Below are 17,355 nucleotides of genomic sequence, written 5' to 3'. Positions count from 1 at the left end.
ATTGTCAGCGTGGATCGTTCGTCGAAGTTCAGTTTTCATCACCAGTTTGATCGCAAAGCTATGCCACATAGCACTATTGGCTTTATAATCATTAACGGTAAAAGTGGTATTGAATAGTGATACTCCGATGCAACACATTCAACATGTAGCCTGATTCTGATAACCGCTTTCGTTAGAAATGGCTTACTCCATAGCGAGAGTTCGTGATGCTCAAAACAGAAGATCTCAACACTATGATATCAATTGATGAGATTCACTTTGCTGACTGGCAAATCTGGCCACAGCTAAGGATTCTGTTACATCGGGGTAAGCCAGTAAGAATTTCTGCCAGAGCTTTTGATGTTCTGGTTGTTCTGGTGAGTGCCAGAGGTAAAGCCGTAAGTAAAGAATCTTTACTTACGCAAGTGTGGGGAAATGAAATCGTCGAAGAAAATAATCTTCAGGCACAAATTTCAGCTATACGCCGCATACTGGGACATGACCGCCATCTACTGGTTACTGAATTTGGTTGTGGTTATCGCTTTAATATCAACAAATCGCCAACTGAACCGCTCTCTAAATCAAAAATACCTGAGCCCGCTATTACCCCTTTTCTAGCGTCGATTCTGGGGCGTGATAAAGCTGTGCAGGAATTATGCGCCTTATTGGATCAATACCGTCTGGTGACGATTACAGGCTCAGGGGGCGTGGGTAAGACTCGTCTGGCATGGGAAGTCGTCAGTCTTACACACACGCATTTTCCTGATGGAATATGTGTGGCTGAACTGGCTCATATCACCGAAGCATCCAGCTTGCTATCCGTTATTTCACAAGCGCTCCATCTTCCATTAGCTGCCATTCATAATGATGCCAATTCACGGCAACAGCTTGCACGGCGTCGATGTTTACTGCTGATTGATAACTGTGAACATGTAATTAATGAACTTGAACCAATGATTACGTTGCTCCTGCACCTGGCTCCCCATATCAAACTGTTGTTGACCAGCCAGGTAGCGTTGCAGGTTGCCGGCGAGCAACAATATCTACTACCACCATTACAAGTTCCTGAGAGCGAAGAGGCTGATACCCACGAGTTACTGAATTTTTCCAGTGTCCGCCTCTTTATCGAACGCGGGCAGGCAAATCGACATGATTACCATCCATCAGCCAGCGAACTGTCTTTGATTGGCGAGTTATGCCGTCATCTTGACGGTTTGCCGTTGGCGATTGAACTTGCGGCCTCCCGTCTGCCAGTCATGAGTGTCAAAGAGATCTATAGCCGACTGGAAGACCGTTTCCAGCTATTGAGCAATACGCACAGATCTCTGGAGCCCAGACATCAGAAAATACTGACCGCGCTGGAGTGGACTTATCAGTTGCTCAACACACGTGAACAACGATTATTTTGCTCTCTGGGGATCTATACCGATATGTTCAGTGTGAAATCAGTAAGCGACCTTCTGCTGATTAAAGACAAGCATCGCTGGCAGGTTGTTGACGATCTGCAAAGATTACTGGCTTTATCCTTGATTCAGGTCAGTACTCAGGTACCAGAGACCCGTTTCCGCCTGCTGGAAACCATGCGCCAGTTCGCATGCGATAAACTCAGGCAACAGGGTGAATATACTGTTCTTGAGGCCCGTTTTGCCGGTTATTATAAAGTTCTGGTAGAAGAGGCCCAAGGTGATTGGTTTATGCTGCCAACGGGACAGTGGCGTGAACGTTATAGCCATATGCTTAATGATTTGCGGAGTGTATTACAGCAAACGTTGACTGAGGGGGCCGATCCTTCTAAGGGGCTTAAGATATTACAAGCGATGACCCCTTTTTGGATTGAATATTCACTATACGATGAATGTCAGCGCCATATTTATCCTCTGCTTTATGAAAATACTTCGCAGGTAGTATTAACGCTACGCCAGAGAATGAATCTCAGCGCTGTAGCAGGTAAGGCGTCAACCTGGGCAAAAGGCCCTACGCCTGAAACACATTCAGCCTGGAAAACCGCGCTGACAATTGCAGAAAAGCTCGACGACAAAGAAATACGTTTACAGGCACATTACGGATTATGGTTGTATTATCTGCGTACTGGCGAGTTGGATAAAGCGCTTGAGCATGCGCAATCTATGTGCGAGCTAGCACGGTCCATTACCGACGAGGAGGCGATGGCAACCGGGCTGCGTATTCTCGGTGTATCCCTGCATTTTTTGGGCCGTCATGATGTCGGGCGTGATTATCTCCAGCAATCTCTTGATTGGTATGAACATGGTGAATTAAGCCACTCTTTCCGTTTTGGTCTTGATCAAGAGAGCGCCGGTCAGGCCTTTCTGTCTCGTTTACTCTGGTTACAGGGTGAGTATAAGGCCGCGAAACAGATGGCATGGCGCGGTGTTAAAAAAGCCGCTCGTTTGCAGCATGTCTGTTCTCTTTGCTGTGCACTGGCTGAAGGCGCTTGTATGACAGCAGCACTGGATCGTAATCCGCGTTGGGTTATAAAGGCCGCAAACTGGCTTATTCATCTGGCAAAAAGGCATGATTTATATTTCTGGAAGACATACGGCGAGCTGTTTCTTGTTTGGGCCAAACAGTTCAGTCATACCGATGTTAGTCAAACCACACTGTTTAGCTCGTTGCGGGCGATGGGATTAGATTGGCAATATTCACCCTTGTTGTCAGAAATTGATACCGGGTTATCGCTGAGAGCCACCCGCCAGGATCATGAAAACTGGTGCACGCCTGAGCTGATGCGTCTTTCAGCCACTCAATTACCTCCTCGGAAGCAACGCCTGCTGTTGGAGAAGGCCCTGGACAAAGCGCGTCAGCAACAGGCTCATGGCTGGGCCCTCCGTATTGCTTATTCATTGGCGACATTGCAGGCTGAAGCCGGGGAAAAATGGGCTGCTAAACAATTGATACAGGACGCTTTACATGATGTTGATGACTCAGACAATGCGACGGATGTAAGAAGTGCTATTGCGCTATGTGCCCGAATAGGGGCCTGAATATTTACGTTTTACGGCTATCAACATCCCCATGATCACGAGTCCGCCCCCTGCTGAAGAAATCAGCGCCCAGCTATGAGTTGTCTCCCATAACCAGGTGGCAGTCAGTGAGCCACATGCTCCGCCAATAAACATAACGCACATAAATAATGTATTAAGACGGTTTCTGGCATCCGGACGCAAAGAATAAATCGTGTGCTGATTAGCTATCAGTACACATTGCTCACCCGCATCCAGTAGTAGAATGCCCACCACCATACCCACAATACTGTTCCATCTCCAAAAAACAGTCCAGGCTAGCAGCATGAGTATCACACCAAAAACAACCATTCGGAATGGTCCCTGACGATCGCTGAAACTTCCCGCCAGAGGCGCACACAGAATACCGATTAACCCCAAAGCAGCTAGGGCGCCGGTTATCCCTGCACCGTAATCGTAGCGATGAGCTAACCAGAAAGGGAGCACGGTCCACAGCACGCTGAAGGAGGCAAACAGCATTGCTTGTGTAAGAGTTGCACCACGCACCTGCGGCTCGTTTTTCCACAGCAGTCCTAATGAACGTAATACCGCCAGATAGTTAAACTTTGGCGTTGACAACGACTGAGTAGGCAAAATGCGTAAGATGAAAAATATAGCCAGCAATGTCATGATCGCGCCGGATAAAAAGACGCCACGCCAGCCGAAATACTGACCAATAAGGCCTCCGATAGCCCGGCCAGCAAGGATACCTGCCAGGACACCGCTCATCACCGTACCAACGGTTTTACCTCGTGCAGAAGTTCTTGAGAGCGAGGCGGCAAGCGGCACTATCTGTTGAGCTACTGTTGCAGCCATCCCGGTAAGGAAGGAGAAGAACACCAACACTGTCGCCGTTGGGGATAACATCATGCCGATCATTGCCAGGAAAAGCACCTGCGCTTGACGCAGGATAAGCCGCTGACGTTCAATATAATCGCCCAGGGGGATCAGAAAGAATAAGCCCACCGCATAGCCTACTTGGGTGACCATGGGGATCAAAGAAACAGCTCCCCATTCATTGGGAAATGATCCGGCAATTAAATTCAGGACAGATTGATTAAAATAAATATTAGCCACAACAATACAACAAATAATCCCCAGCATAAGAATCCTGGTAGAAGAAAGCTCGTGATTGTCCGAACGCATTGACCACTCCTGGCACTAAACTCAATATTGTCTGGAGTATAAGCAAAGGCGACACCCAACTCTTTGACCGCTTTTTTCAGACATCTGAATTCTGATGCACAAGCTCCTGAAAAAGAGATTTGTTACTAATACTGCTCATGTTATTGACTGTGCTTAACTTGAGGAGCAACAAATGGATTTAAAACTGACTGGAAAAGTGGCTCTGGTAACTGGAGCCCATACCGGAATTGGTTTCAGCATTTGTGAAGAATTGGCCGTGAATGGTGTGCATTTAGTCATGGTGGCCAGACGAGAACCTGAGCTGATTCTTGCTGCGAAAAAAATTTCAGAGAAATACGGTGTTTCGGTGCTGCCTATTGCCGGGGATGTGACTGATCCCAAACTACCTTCTTTAGTGGTTGAACAAGCGGAAAAAGTTTTTCAGCGTATTGATTTACTGGTGAACAATGCCGGAAGAGCCCATGCGGGCACGCTGTTAACCACTTCGGAAGAAGACTGGCAGATAATGACTGAGACCAAATTCTCCGCCATGCGACGTTTTTGTAAGGTAATCATCCCCGGGATGCAGAGACGAAACTGGGGGCGTATTGTCAATATCTCATCCATTGGCGGTATCTACCCTAATCCGCAACTTACCGTCTCACACGCACTGAGCGCCGCTATCAACAACCTGACCCGTAGTTTAGCACTTAGCGTGGCTCCGGATGGCATTCTGGTCAATGCGATCGGAGTGGGTGCTGTCGCGACGGATAACTGGGCGCAGAACATGCTACCGAATGTTCGCAATCGTCGTCCTGAACTGGCTGACAGAACAGACGAAGAGGTAATGGCATTACTGGGTAAAGAGAAAACGCCTGTGGGCCGCTTTGGACTTCCTGAAGATATTGCTGCAATTGCTACGTTCCTACTTTCTGGGAGGAATCAGTTTGTTACTGGACAGACAATTGAAGCATCAGGCGGAGCAGACAGATTTATGTAATGTCTTCCATTCAACTTAAATAATGTTTGAGAATTGAATTAGTTTAACCTGATATTTGTTCTTCTTTTCAATCACTGCGAAATATGAGGCCGGATATGGGGGGCTGAAACGCTAAGAAGCCCCGTATCAATATAATCCAAATATTATAACGTAATAGATCCCGCACCATGAAATTAATTTCACTGGAAAATTCATGGTATTTTTTAAAAAATAGAAATAGAGGCAAACCACTATGTCAAAAAAACAAACACTATCAAATACAAACTATAGTTCGCCTGACTGGCTGACTATCCGTGAAGCAGTCGAAGTGATAAATAAAAAAGGACTGAAAATTAAAAAAAAGTGACATTTACAGGCATGCATTACATGGCAGCATTCATCTCTCTATTTACTTTCAGTCGCCAATTACATTACGAAAAATACAGAGATCGAGCTACAAAGTAAGGCTCAGACCATGTGATATGTCATCAATAAATCGTTTATGTCTTCTTGACAAAAAAGCGTTTATTGAAGGACATAATTTTATTGTTAGCACTACTGGCAAATATATCATTCCCACAGAGAGAGTGATTGACACTCTATTGATTGGATATGAATATGTTCTAGTACAAAAATTACTTTCCCAATCTCTTAAAATACCATTACCTGTAACAGGAGCTATTGATTTTAATCATGGCATAACAGTTAGCTTACAAGGAGAACCATTTCAACTATTCGATAAAATGACATGGGAAGAAAGAATAACACAAAAAATTATGCAACTCCCTAAAAACATTTCACCATATGTACATAAAGAGATATTCTCAAAGAGGATAAATAATTACCTGGGGAAAGAGTATTTCCCGGCTCATATTTTACCTCGGGATGCCTGGTTTGTTATTCGACATGCTGAACTTGATAAAGTCATTGACATCATAACCAATAGCAGAGTGCCCCCATTATCTGCAACGCGAATATCAACACCACTATCTCGTTTTTTCTGGCTGGCCTGTAAAAACAATGAAGTCATCCGTCCATTAATTAGTAAACCGTACAAACTACTATCTATTTTCGAACAATGGGCATCTGACGAAGGCATTACCGACAAGCTCAGTGGTGATACGTTAAAAACTGCACTCGTACGCGGTTCCCCCACATCAATGTCTGATTGACGCAAGTGAATTTTACCAAACCCAAATGTCCGTATTAAGGACTCTAAAATCAGTAATACGGACATAATTAGTTTTTTTGACTCTTTTTTCCTTGTCACCTCAAGGGACATTGTATTTCTGTACTACTGGTATCAATACATATCATCAATTATCAAGCATTAGAAAAGTAAAAGCAAAACAGTACTTAAATGCTCGCAACCACGCATATACATTAAAGCCACTCCTTATTAAAGGAGGGTTTAGTCGAATTGCATAGGTTCGCTCGAATCCAAAATCCACAAAATAGATTAACCTTAGCTCATCCAACTATTAAATACATACATGGGTTCGTAATTATATTCCAATTAATGAATCAGACTGTACTTACCGATACCTTACACATGCAAAAGCATGAAAAAAACATATTGCACAGAAAGCCTTAAGTTCATTTACAATGAAATAAATGAGAATTTTTATTTTCTTCAAAAATCTATAACAGAGGTACTAAGACCATTATTACAAGATGAACCCCACCCATAATCCAGATACTTACTAAGGATTTAAAAACTCATCCTTATGATACGGGTAATTACCTTACCCCCAGGAAGAGTTATTTTTAATATTGACGGCATTTTTTCTATACCGGTGTGGTGGGACATTATATCTTTTTCGGAATGCCCGAGTTAATGATTGCTGAGAGTCAAAGCCAAATCGCATCGCGATGTTTATCAAAGGTTCATTTGTTGTGATAACAGCCTCTAAAATAAGACATAATTTTTTCTCTCTGATAAAACCTCCCAGGCTCTGCCCTGTTTCAGAAAAAAACAGTCTCTGCAAATGCCATTTTGAATATCCGGACCTGATAGCCACATCATCAATTTTTAGTGGCATCTCTATATTTTTGTTTATCCAGATAATTAAGTTATTTACAAAATCTTTTCTGTTTTTCATAACCGAAACCTTAGAATTACTCTACTAGAAATACATTTTCATCAGGCATATAGATCAAGAGCTGACAATCCCTAAGTTCTGCATAAATCCTCAATAGAAACCATACTTTTTATTATGGTGTGATGGATATACTCGCAGACAGTCCAGCCACCAATTCAACTCCCTCCGGCAATCTGTCAATATGAATCCGAACCGGGATACGCTGCGCGAGCCGCACCCAGCTAAAGGTTGGCTCGACATTAGGCAGGCCAAGCCCCCCGGTCTCGTCATTGTTATCATCTATTCCGCGTCCGATACTCTCAACATGACCCGTGATCACCGGCTTAAATCCCATCAGCGTAATGTGTGCAGTATTTCCCGTGCGGATATGTTGCAACTTAGTCTCTTCAAAATAGCCAACCACCCAAAAACTATTGGCATCAATGATGGAAACTTTAGTTTCTCCCGCTGTGGCATAGTCACCAGGGCGAAGCCGCAAATGTGTGACATAGCCCGTAACCGGTGACCGAACAATAGCATGCGATAAGTTAAGCTCTGCAAGGTCCAGCGCAGCCAGTGCACCGTGGTAATTAGCCGCAGCGACGCTGGCTGCGCTGGCTGTTTGTTGTAAATCCTCGCTGGAAATCACCCCTTTAATCTGAGAGCGTCGCCTCGCCGCATCCTGGCGCATCAGCATTTCATGACGTTTCGCCTCAACATCAGCCTGGGCGCTGACCACTGCCAACCTCAACCAGTGCGGGTCAATGGAATAGAGCACATCGCCCCGATTAACCCACTGATTATCGCGGACGGCCACATTCAGAACCGGTCCAGAGACATCCGGCGCAATCTGGACCACATCCGCACGAACCCGACCATCGCGGGTCCAGGGGGTTTGCACATAATGTTTCCAGAGAATAAAAGCCAAAAGCGTAGCAACCGCCACAGCGCTGAGCGTCAGCAAATAGCGGCCCAGTAGAGAAAGTAACGATTTCATTTTAAAAACCCCAGTTCGGTCAGTCCCTGCAACAACAGGTAAAAAGTAATAATAAAGATGGAAAAATCGATCATCGGGCGAAACGGCAAGCGACGGTAACCCTTGCTTAGCGAGAAAAGCTGCACGAGTAATAGCGTACAGGTGAGCGCGACGAGGGAAATTAACAGTAGACCGGGTACAAAAACGCCCTCAATATTGAAATCATTGATCATCGACAGGCTCCATTTCCTGAGTGCTTAATGCGCAGTACAGATCAACCAGTTGATTAACATGATGCCGCGATAGTTCATCTGCTACGGACAGGCTACGCTCAGTCAGGCTGACAATCCGTTCAAGTAAGGTGTTAATATCTGTCGAGTGTGTAAGACAATTGAGAACCTCTTTTATTTCTTTGTCTGCATGCGCATCCCATCGGCGTAATCGCATTACACACAGGCCTATACGCAGGGTGTGCAAAAGATGATTCAATGCCTGTTCTGATGACTGTCCGCTGCGCGGCAAACGTGGCAGTATCAACGCAGCCCGATCGATCATCAGGTTGATCCAGAGAGTTTCATCAGTATTCAACACACCTTTCACGCTGCGGTTAATATCGCGCTGGCATAATTTAAGCAGGCGATTTATTGCCGCATCTGCCTGCACAGTCTGCAGAAAGCCCATGCTGAATACCGCAAAGCCAGTTGCAGAAAATAATGCGATAGAGGTATTCACCGCCAGGGCAAAATCCCCGCTGTAATGAGCACCCAGCTCGCACAAAATAGGCAGCGTCAGTGTGATCCCCATCGCCATAAACGTGGTGGGCGGCCTTGCCTGGAGCGATCCGGCAAGCAGATATACCGGAGCTAGAACTACTACCAGCACGATAAAATCACTGACTTGCGGTAGGAGAACGAAGCTGTAAATCAGGCTTATCACAACTCCCCAGAGGGAACCAATGATGTATTTCACAATATGCGGGGCAGGCGTATCGAAGCTGCCAAACAGTGTGCAACAAACGCCAAGGATAGATACTGCCGTACCGCCATCAGGCCATGCCGAGAAAATCCACACCATGCAGCCGCTCAAAATGATGGTGAAAGCGCCCAATGCGGTGCGGGCAGCAGTAAGAGGATCGCGGTGGAATACATACCCTTTCACGGTATTCATTTCTGAGTGCGCAGGCATCTGATTCGCGTGATGAATGGCATCCGAAAGACGATAGCACTGCTGCACGAGGACAATGGCCTCTGTCAGGTAGCGCATAAAACTTACATGCAGTGCTTCTACAAACGTCAACTCATGTACGACATAGCGCTGCAGTAATTTTTCACTGCGTTTTTTGAGCGCTTCCCCCTCGCTTTTAAATTTTCCTTCATCTTTGCAGGCCAGCCAGACCTCAACATCATCCATTAAAATTTGCACATCGAAAGGTATCTTCGCTATCAGCGCTAAACGGTCACGTAACTCACAGTTAACAATGACTAATCGCGCAAGCCTGTCATGAAGCCTTTTTCTCGCTTGCCGGACCGGTACAGAGAACGCAAAATCATAAGGGATATGATGGCTGATGCCCTGCAGGAACTGCAATGCCAGTGCCATATGCAGCGGCGAGGAAACAGGATCGGGTTTGCCTGTTAAAGTCTCTGCGATACGCTGTCGCGCCGCGAGCAGCGTCTGCGATAATTTACTGTTGAACTGGCCTGAGATGCGCGCGGGCAATACATAGCGATGAATAAGTGCCGCGCAGAAGATACCGATCATGATTTCCTGTACCCGAGTGATAGCGATGTCAAAAATCGCGCCAGGATCGGATACAGCAGGGAAGCCAATCAGACTCGCAGTGTAACCAGCAAGGACAAAACCATAGGCCCGGGGCGTACGTTCCAGCAAGGACAAATAGAGGCAGAATGTAATCCAGCCTGCCAGTATCACGCTGCAAGATACGGGGGAATTCACGAACGTGGGTACAATTAATACCGTCATGCCAGCGCCAATAACCGTTCCCACCAGACGATACAAACTTCTGCTTAGCGATGCTCCGACGGAGGTTTGGGAAACAATATATACGGTGATAATTGCCCAGGAAGGCCGCTCCAGGCCAATTGATAATGCAATATAGTATGCGAGCATCGCAGCGGTAAAACTCTTCGCCGAATAGAGCAGAGCGTTCGCATCATTCAGTAGTGAAGGAGAAGCCATACCGTGAAGACGATGGCATATCGTGTGTAAAAAAATGAAAGTAACTCGCGTTAATTTTTTCATGCCGGAAATTATTACCGGCTTGCATACCCACTTAAATACTCTATTCTGTCAAAAAATACCTAAATGTTGCCAATCTATGTTACCCCCACTTGCCAATACGCTGTTCGATCCGGATACCACCTCCTGCCCCGCAGTCGCGCGTCATTTAGATTTTGTCGATTACGCGGCCGAAGTGCCTGTGCATACGCACCGCAAAGGGCAATTGATTATTGCCCTCTATGGAGCGGTCATTTGTCGCGCCGAAAATGATATCTGGATCGTGCCGCCTGATTGTGCCGTCTGGATCCCTGGGGGAGTGCCGCACAGCGCAAAAGCTACTTGGAATGCGCATCTCAACTATCTTTTTATCGAGCCTGGAGCCGCCGAGCTGCCGGAGCGATGCTGCACTCTGGCCATTTCTGGTCTGATCAAAGAACTCATTGCCCGTTTAACCCACGAGGGCATCGGATACCCACCAGAAAGCCATCTAGCCAGACTGACCAGAGTAACACTTGATGAATTAGCCACCATGCCTCAGCAGAAACTGAGCCTCCCTGTGTCGTCGCATCCTAAAATCCGCGCCATGGCCGATGCTCTGGTCAGTCAACCTGATGACCGAAGCACATTCAAAACATGGGCAAAAAGACTGGCGCTTAGCGAGCGTTCTCTCGCGCGTTTAATGCTGCGCGAAACCGGGTTGACGTTCGGACGCTGGCGTCAGCAACTGCAACTGATAATTGCTCTCCGGGAACTGGCTAGCGGCGTTTCGGTTCAGAATGTTGCGGCTAATCTGGGGTATGAATCGGTTAATGCGTTTATCACCATGTTCAAAAAAACCATGGGCAGTACACCCGCACACTATTTTGCCGAACGGAAAACAAGCGCACACTTAACCGATATTTAGCGACATCAGGTTTTCCAAGAAACCAGAGGTGAGTCATAGAGCTGCCATATCCGTCTCCCTGTGCGGGGGATCACACTACAGAATCTTTACGGCATGGAACCTCCAGCCAAGACTATATTGCCTCAGCCGCCTTAACGATAACAAGAATCAAAGGACTTTATTATATCTGTTGGATCGGTCTATACATGATCGGGAAGCACAATCAATTCAGCATTGTGTTAAGGAAGTAGTTGAGCATATATGTTTCGACCACACAGAACACTTCTATGGCGATGCTTCATAGCGCATTACCGCTAGAGTGGTAACGCCCCCCTGACTGAAATTCACAATGAATGTATTTAACCGCATCTTTTTATTGTCCTCATTATCACGCTAAGTCATGACACCATTGCACCAGCGAAACGCTGAAAACTACACAGCAGCACAACTATCCTTCTCCACATCCTTATACGACTAATAACTTATTATTTATTCAATACAAAACCGTACTAAGGATCTTCCCATCAGTAATAAGGTGCTATCGGCTTTTCCTAAGCTTACTGCTGTGTTCTTTTATTTTCTCTGGACATGCACCAGTCATTCCACAATAGGAGAATACAATGACATCACATCAGTTATTACGTTTAAAACAGGTCGAAGAAAAAACCGGTTTGAAACGCTCTCAAATTTACTTGTATATGAAAAATGGTTCGTTCCCACGTTCAATAAAAATTGGCCCGGCCAGTGTGGCCTGGCTCGAATCGGAAATTGATGAATGGATCAACCTTAAGTTAGCCGGACGTTAGATCAGTTAAAAATGTCCGTTTATTTGCTCAACTTTTCCATATGGATTGAGGAGATAACAGAATGATTCCATTAATTAATTACACCATCTTAACTGATGCATTGCACGCTCTGAAAGAAGGCAATATTCGTCACTGTAAATCCCTCGGATTTACTTTCGACGAAATGAATGCTCTTAATCAGTTATCACTCGATGAACTGTTTACGGTCAGCCGGGCGGCAGTTCCCTTTGTTTCGGTCAGTGTCCGCCATGATGTTCTGCATCATTTACTGGCGCAGGCCCGCCAGGAATACCAGCATCAACAGGAGATTAACCGTGCTATCCGCCTGGGTGGCTCTATCTCGTTGCTCAACCACTATTTTGGCCTGACATCAAATGAAGTCTGCCTTCGTCGCCGGTTGCTGAGTGTCAGCGTGCCGTATGGGCGGACGCCTGAACCAGATGAAGAGACAGATGCCGAAATCTGGAGGCAATGGCAAAAATGTCGGGTGGATAACCTTGAATCCTCCGACGCGCTGGCCGCGATGATGCAGGTGACGGAAAAGCTATTGCCGGACGCCGAAGGTCTGTCTCTCACCACCATCTGGAAGCGCATCACACTCTGCGAAAAGGAGGCCGCCAACAGGAGGGCATCAAATGCCGGATGAGATCGACCGCGATCAGGAGTTCAATGAACAACGACTGGAAGAGATGATTGAACAGAGCCGTTTCAAACCAGGAACAACACCATCATTATTCCACTGCCGTTTATGCGGTAAACCTATTCCTGAAAAACGACGGCAGGCACTACCAGGCGTAACAACCTGTACGGAATGTCAGGATAAACTTGAACGCCATCGTTGTTAAATGTGAACCAAAAGACGTATGAGTAATAAATGCTCATACGTCTTTATCTGTATCAGAAAATAAAAATTAATCCCCATAATTTACTTCAACTTCCTTTCCTGCTCTCCAATTTCTTTATTTATCCATCCGACTAAGTCTTTCATTTTTTTTTTGAGTTTATCGTTTATGACTCGATCCAGACCCCTCATGCTGAACACGCCATTACAGAATGGTTGCCCTAATGGACGTTAATTCGTCCGGGCCGGGTATTGCTCTTTAATAATACGGGACGGGCTGTCACAAAACCACAATTCAGGGTGCCGCTGAATGTTCTCGCTGACCCGTTAAAACCGGAATGCAGAATCGGGACGTGATCGAAAAAATATTATTTTCTACCATTTTATTAAAGGGGCTCATCATGAGAAAACCCGATTATTATGCATATGTTACCCAGGAAAGTCAGCCGGATACTCAGGGCGAGAAAAATACATACTGGACAAAAGTCGGCGTTGCCTTTGCTCACCACGGTAAAGCCGGTCTGAATATTGTCCTGACGCCCGGTATTGCCGTCTCCGGCAAACTAGTCCTGCTGGAACCCCGCGAGGAAAACAGTCCGCAGCAGAGTACGGCTCCTGTCGAAACCGCGCAGTAATCCCTTTGATTCTGACTCCACAGCATGCAGCGTCTGCAGACCCTGCATGCTGTCTGCTTTCTGAGGCCATCATGCTTTCCACCACTGCCTTTCTGGCGGCGGCCATGCAGTGCGCCGCCAGCATTCATCCGTCCACGGCACTCGACGTGGCGCGGGTGGAATCCGGTTTTAACCCGTATGCCATTGCCGAGATTGTTCCGAACTCCGGAGAATCTTCCGGCGATAAACACGTTAATTCTCACCAGCCAGCCAGTCGGGGAGAGGCAGAGCATATTCTTCGCCGCCTGATGGCTCAGGGCCGCCGTTACTCTGTTGGACTGATGCAAATCACCAGCACCAATTTCCGCCATTACGGCGTCACGGCCAGCGACCTGCTTAACCCTTGCGTCAATCTGTCGGTATTTGAGCGCATTCTCGCCGACTGTTACCGGCGCGGCGGCACCCTGAAACGAGCACTCAGTTGTTACTACTCCGGCAACTTTGAAACCGGACAGCGACGGGAATCCGCCTTTAACCAGACCAGCTACGTACAGCGCATTGGCTATGTCGTCCCGTCCACGCGGGAAGACCGGCACCGTGCCCCTGACCGGAGTGTACAGCCCTCTGTCCGTTATCCCGCCGTTGTGCTGCGCGGCGAGCCTGTCGGTGCCACTGCGCCGGTCCTGACTTCTCTACATTATCCCGGTGCCGTCATTCGCGGCGCTATCCCTGTTATCCCTGATGAGGATAAATGATCATGCGTAAACGCCGTTACTCCGTTGTTGCTTCCGTGCTGCTGCCTGCCCCGCTGCTGGCGGCGGACAGCGGATTTAACAAGGCCAGTGAGACACTGAGCAATACTTCGACCGGCCTGCTGGGACTGGCCGCCGTCACCATCACGCTGGCGACCATGTGGGTGGGCTACAAGGTACTTTTCGACGGCAAGAGCCTGCACGACATGCGTAACGTCATCATCGGCGCGATCCTGATTGTCGGCGCGTCCGGCTTCGGTGCCTACTGGGCGTCATAAGCGAGGTAACGATGGCTACGCTGAATAAAGCGCTCACGCGGCCTGCCGCCATTATGGGTATTCCTCTTGTGCCGTTCGTTCTCGTCAGCGGGGCCATCGTCCTGCTGGCGGTCTATGTCAGCTATTACCTGGCACTGTTGCTGATCCCGGCCTGGGCGGAAATGAAAAATAAAGCCCGGAAGGATATTCATTATTTCAGTCTGCTCTGGCTGGCATTTAAAACCCGTGGGCGACTTTTCACCAATACCCATTTTGGCGCGAATGCCCTTCTGGCAAACCAGTACGATAATGTTGATGTGTCGGAGTTTATTCAGAAAATGAAATTAAACGAGCGTATTACGCTGGATAAATATATTCCGTATTCCTCCCATATTCACCCTTACGTCATCAGAAACCGTCACCGTGATTTGGTTGCCACCTGGGAACTGGGCGGTACAGTCTTTGAATGTGAAGAAGAACATCACCTGACCCTGATGGCCACGCATCTGAACAATATTATCCGCTCGTATGAAGGTCTGCCGGTAACATTTTATATTCACCGGCTCCGTGAAAAATACCATGATGCTTTTGAAGCCTGTTCGGGCATACCCTTTTCTGATGACGTGACCCGGCGGTATTACCAGCCGGTAAAAGAAAAACCGTTCTGGCGGCACCGGCTGTTTTTCACCGTCTGCTACGCGCCGTTCTCTGCGATTGAGAAAAAAACCATGAAAGCGCAATCGCACGGTAAACGCCAGCCAGCTCTGGATGACGCGCTCAAAATCATGCAGGAATACTGTGAAGCACTGGGATCTTCATTATCCCGCTATATGGCAACGCCGCTGGGGATATATGAAGAAAACGGGCGGGTATATTCCTCACAACTGGCGTTCTTCCACCGCCTGATCACCGGCCAGTGGCAGAAAGTGGCCGTAACGCGCTCGCCGTTTTATGAAACGTTAAGCACGCCGGACGTGTTTTTCACCACCGACACCGGTGAATGCCAGACGGTCAGCGGTTCCCGCTTCTTCCGCAGTCTGGAGATTAAGGATTATTCCCCGGAAACCCACACCGGCATGCTGGATTCGCTGCTGTACGCCGAAAGCGAGTATGTTCTGACGCAGTCCTTTACCTGCATGGCTCGGGATGAGGCGCAGCATCATATCCGCCTGGCGGAAAAACGGCTGAACTCAGCGGACGATGACGCGATTTCCCAGCGCGAAGAGCTGATTGTCCTGCGCGACCTGCTCCAGTCCGGGCATGTGTCGTGCGGGAAATTCCATTTTTCCCTGCTGATCTCCTCAGACAGTGCCGGACAGGTGGTGAAGGACACTAACGTTCTGGCTCAGCCCTTCGCCGATCTGGGTATTATGACGACGCTCTCCACCCTGTCACTGCCCGCCGCATATCTGGCGCAACTGCCGGGGGTCTATACGATGCGTCCCCGACTGGTGGCCGTCAGCAGCCAGAATTTTGCCGATATGGCCTGCCTGCATAACTTCCATCCTCACAAACGCAGCGGCAATCCGTGGGGGGAATCCATCGCCATCCTCACATCGCCCGGCGGTGGCGGGTATTACCTGAACCTTCACGACAGCCAGGCCGGGCGGGATGACACCGGTGAGAAAACGCCGGGGAATACGGCGATTATCGGGAAAACCGGCTCCGGCAAAACCCTGCTGATGACGGTCATGCAACAACTGATGCAGAAGTACCGCAACCCGGCGACATTTGCGCCTTCTGCCACCCTCAAACGGCTGACCACGGTGTATTTCGATAAGGATCGGGCGGCGGAGATGGCGATCCGCCAGGCGGGCGGGCGTTATTTCCGCATCCGTACCGGCGAGCCCACCGGATTCAACCCGTTTGCGCTGGAGCCAACCCGCCGGAACATCCGTTTCATCAAACGGCTGGTGCGCATGCTGTGCCGCCGCAACGGTAAGCCGCTCGATCCGCGCGATGAGGAGCGGATCAGTGCCGCCGTTGACGCCATCATGCTGGACTATCCGCCGGAGTACCGCCGGTTCGGGATCACCCGGCTGCTGGAAGTGCTGCCGGAGCCGCCGACCACAGACGCCCGCACCAACGGGCTGCGTATTCGCCTGAAACAGTGGGCACAGGGGGGCGAGTTCGGCTGGGTGTTTGATAACGAGGCTGATACTTTCACCATCAGCGATGTCGATAACTTTGGTATCGACGGCACCGAATTTCTGGATGATGACGATATACGCGGCCCCGTGACCTTTTACCTGCTATACCGTGTGACCAGCCTGCTGGACGGTCGCCGCCTGGTGATGTTTATGGATGAGTTCTGGCGCTGGCTGGCCGATGTCGAATTTTCCCGATTCTCGCTCAATATGCTGAAAGTCATCCGCAAGCTGAACGGTATCTTCATCCCGGCAACACAGTCACCGGATGAAATCGTCAAACACCCCATCGCCCCGGCGATTATTGAGCAGTGCGGTACCCAGATTTTCCTCGCCAATCCGAAAGCCAGCTATGCAGATTACGTGGAGAAAATGAAAGTGCCGGACAGCGTTTATGAGGCGGTCAGAAACCTGGATCCGGGCGAGCATTATATGGTCATCCTGAAAACACCGCTGCGGGCCGGGGAAACCCGCCCGTTTGTGGCGATGGCAAAAATGGATCTGTCCGGGCTGGGTAAACTCACCCGGCTCCTCAGCGGCAGTGAGGACAACCTGAAAATATTCGATGCCATTTATCAGGACGGCATGCGACCTGATGAATGGAAAGAAACCTTCCTTGAGCGGGCAATCTGATATTCATACGGAGGTCATTGA

The 17,355-nt window shown here is 48.3% G+C and carries 15 protein-coding genes and 1 pseudogene; 11 read left to right on the top strand and 5 right to left on the bottom strand.

The genetic code is table 11. The annotated features are described in order from the left end of the window. Positions 1 to 206: 206 nt before the first annotated feature. A complete protein-coding gene (locus tag OGX91_RS21520) occupies positions 207 to 2,981 on the top strand; it encodes an ATP-binding protein (protein ID WP_286627278.1) in 2,775 nt (924 codons plus the stop codon). Here the strand turns inward: OGX91_RS21520 and OGX91_RS21515 are convergent. After that, entirely contained in the window at positions 2,958 to 4,145 is a 1,188-nt protein-coding gene (locus OGX91_RS21515; RefSeq protein WP_049082432.1) for an MFS transporter, read from the bottom strand. The genes OGX91_RS21520 and OGX91_RS21515 overlap by 24 nt on opposite strands. A 172-nt stretch (positions 4,146 to 4,317) precedes the next feature. On the opposite strand from OGX91_RS21515, the gene OGX91_RS21510 reads away from it, so the two are divergent. Both OGX91_RS21510 and OGX91_RS21505 read left to right on the top strand, forming a co-directional pair. Beyond that, positions 4,318 to 5,124 (top strand): SDR family NAD(P)-dependent oxidoreductase, encoded by an 807-nt coding sequence (locus tag OGX91_RS21510; RefSeq protein WP_016530710.1) that lies wholly within the window; start codon positions 4,318 to 4,320, stop codon positions 5,122 to 5,124. 232 nt (positions 5,125 to 5,356) lie between these two features. Continuing rightward, positions 5,357 to 6,275, top strand: a pseudogene (locus OGX91_RS21505) (hypothetical protein). A gap of 573 nt (positions 6,276 to 6,848) precedes the next feature. Here the strand turns inward: OGX91_RS21505 and OGX91_RS21500 are convergent. The 4 genes from OGX91_RS21500 to OGX91_RS21485 form a co-directional block, all read right to left on the bottom strand. Continuing rightward, complete coding sequence (locus OGX91_RS21500) at positions 6,849 to 7,205, bottom strand: helix-turn-helix domain-containing protein (protein ID WP_059476402.1); 357 nt, start codon at positions 7,203 to 7,205, stop codon at positions 6,849 to 6,851. 112 nt (positions 7,206 to 7,317) lie between these two features. Then, complete coding sequence (locus OGX91_RS21495) at positions 7,318 to 8,181, bottom strand: efflux RND transporter periplasmic adaptor subunit (protein ID WP_004899294.1); 864 nt, start codon at positions 8,179 to 8,181, stop codon at positions 7,318 to 7,320. After that, positions 8,178 to 8,393 carry a DUF1656 domain-containing protein gene (locus OGX91_RS21490; RefSeq protein WP_004899298.1) on the bottom strand — a complete coding sequence of 72 codons (216 nt, stop codon included), beginning with the start codon at positions 8,391 to 8,393 and terminating at the stop codon, positions 8,178 to 8,180. Before OGX91_RS21490 ends, OGX91_RS21495 begins: the two co-directional genes overlap by 4 nt. Then, the gene (locus OGX91_RS21485) at positions 8,383 to 10,422 is read right to left on the bottom strand and encodes an FUSC family protein (RefSeq protein ID WP_502873382.1); all 2,040 of its coding nucleotides are present in this window, start codon (positions 10,420 to 10,422) and stop codon (positions 8,383 to 8,385) included. Before OGX91_RS21485 ends, OGX91_RS21490 begins: the two co-directional genes overlap by 11 nt. Before the next feature lie 76 nt (positions 10,423 to 10,498). Here OGX91_RS21485 and OGX91_RS21480 point away from each other — a divergent pair, with 76 nt between their 5' ends. The 8 genes from OGX91_RS21480 (at position 10,499) to OGX91_RS21445 (ending at position 17,334) form a co-directional block, all read left to right on the top strand. Next, complete coding sequence (locus OGX91_RS21480; RefSeq protein ID WP_095032951.1) at positions 10,499 to 11,305, top strand: AraC family transcriptional regulator; 807 nt, start codon at positions 10,499 to 10,501, stop codon at positions 11,303 to 11,305. Positions 11,306 to 11,904: 599 nt separating this feature from the next. After that, entirely contained in the window at positions 11,905 to 12,090 is a 186-nt protein-coding gene (locus tag OGX91_RS21475) for an AlpA family transcriptional regulator (RefSeq protein ID WP_032936812.1), read from the top strand. A gap of 61 nt (positions 12,091 to 12,151) precedes the next feature. Continuing rightward, positions 12,152 to 12,736: a DUF2857 domain-containing protein gene (locus OGX91_RS21470; RefSeq protein WP_032936811.1), complete on the top strand. Its 585-nt coding sequence runs from the start codon at positions 12,152 to 12,154 to the stop codon at positions 12,734 to 12,736. Then, the gene (locus OGX91_RS21465; RefSeq protein ID WP_095032949.1) at positions 12,726 to 12,935 is read left to right on the top strand and encodes a TraR/DksA family transcriptional regulator; all 210 of its coding nucleotides are present in this window, start codon (positions 12,726 to 12,728) and stop codon (positions 12,933 to 12,935) included. Before OGX91_RS21470 ends, OGX91_RS21465 begins: the two co-directional genes overlap by 11 nt. A 397-nt stretch (positions 12,936 to 13,332) precedes the next feature. Beyond that, positions 13,333 to 13,566, top strand: coding sequence for a hypothetical protein (locus tag OGX91_RS21460; protein ID WP_032936876.1), 234 nt, complete (start codon positions 13,333 to 13,335; stop codon positions 13,564 to 13,566). Positions 13,567 to 13,637: 71 nt separating this feature from the next. Continuing rightward, the gene (locus tag OGX91_RS21455) at positions 13,638 to 14,300 is read left to right on the top strand and encodes a lytic transglycosylase domain-containing protein (RefSeq protein ID WP_286627276.1); all 663 of its coding nucleotides are present in this window, start codon (positions 13,638 to 13,640) and stop codon (positions 14,298 to 14,300) included. Next, positions 14,297 to 14,575: a TrbC/VirB2 family protein gene (locus OGX91_RS21450; protein ID WP_286627275.1), complete on the top strand. Its 279-nt coding sequence runs from the start codon at positions 14,297 to 14,299 to the stop codon at positions 14,573 to 14,575. The genes OGX91_RS21455 and OGX91_RS21450 overlap by 4 nt, the downstream gene beginning before the upstream one ends. Positions 14,576 to 14,586: 11 nt before the next feature. Then, the gene (locus OGX91_RS21445; RefSeq protein WP_286627274.1) at positions 14,587 to 17,334 is read left to right on the top strand and encodes a VirB4 family type IV secretion/conjugal transfer ATPase; all 2,748 of its coding nucleotides are present in this window, start codon (positions 14,587 to 14,589) and stop codon (positions 17,332 to 17,334) included. Positions 17,335 to 17,355 lie beyond the last annotated feature (21 nt).

This window comes from Citrobacter sp. Cpa228 (assembly GCF_030333085.1).
In the GTDB taxonomy this organism is placed as follows: domain Bacteria; phylum Pseudomonadota; class Gammaproteobacteria; order Enterobacterales; family Enterobacteriaceae; genus Citrobacter; species Citrobacter pasteurii.
The sequence above is the reverse complement of the archived record's forward strand: the minus strand, read 5'-3'. Positions and strand labels throughout refer to the sequence as shown.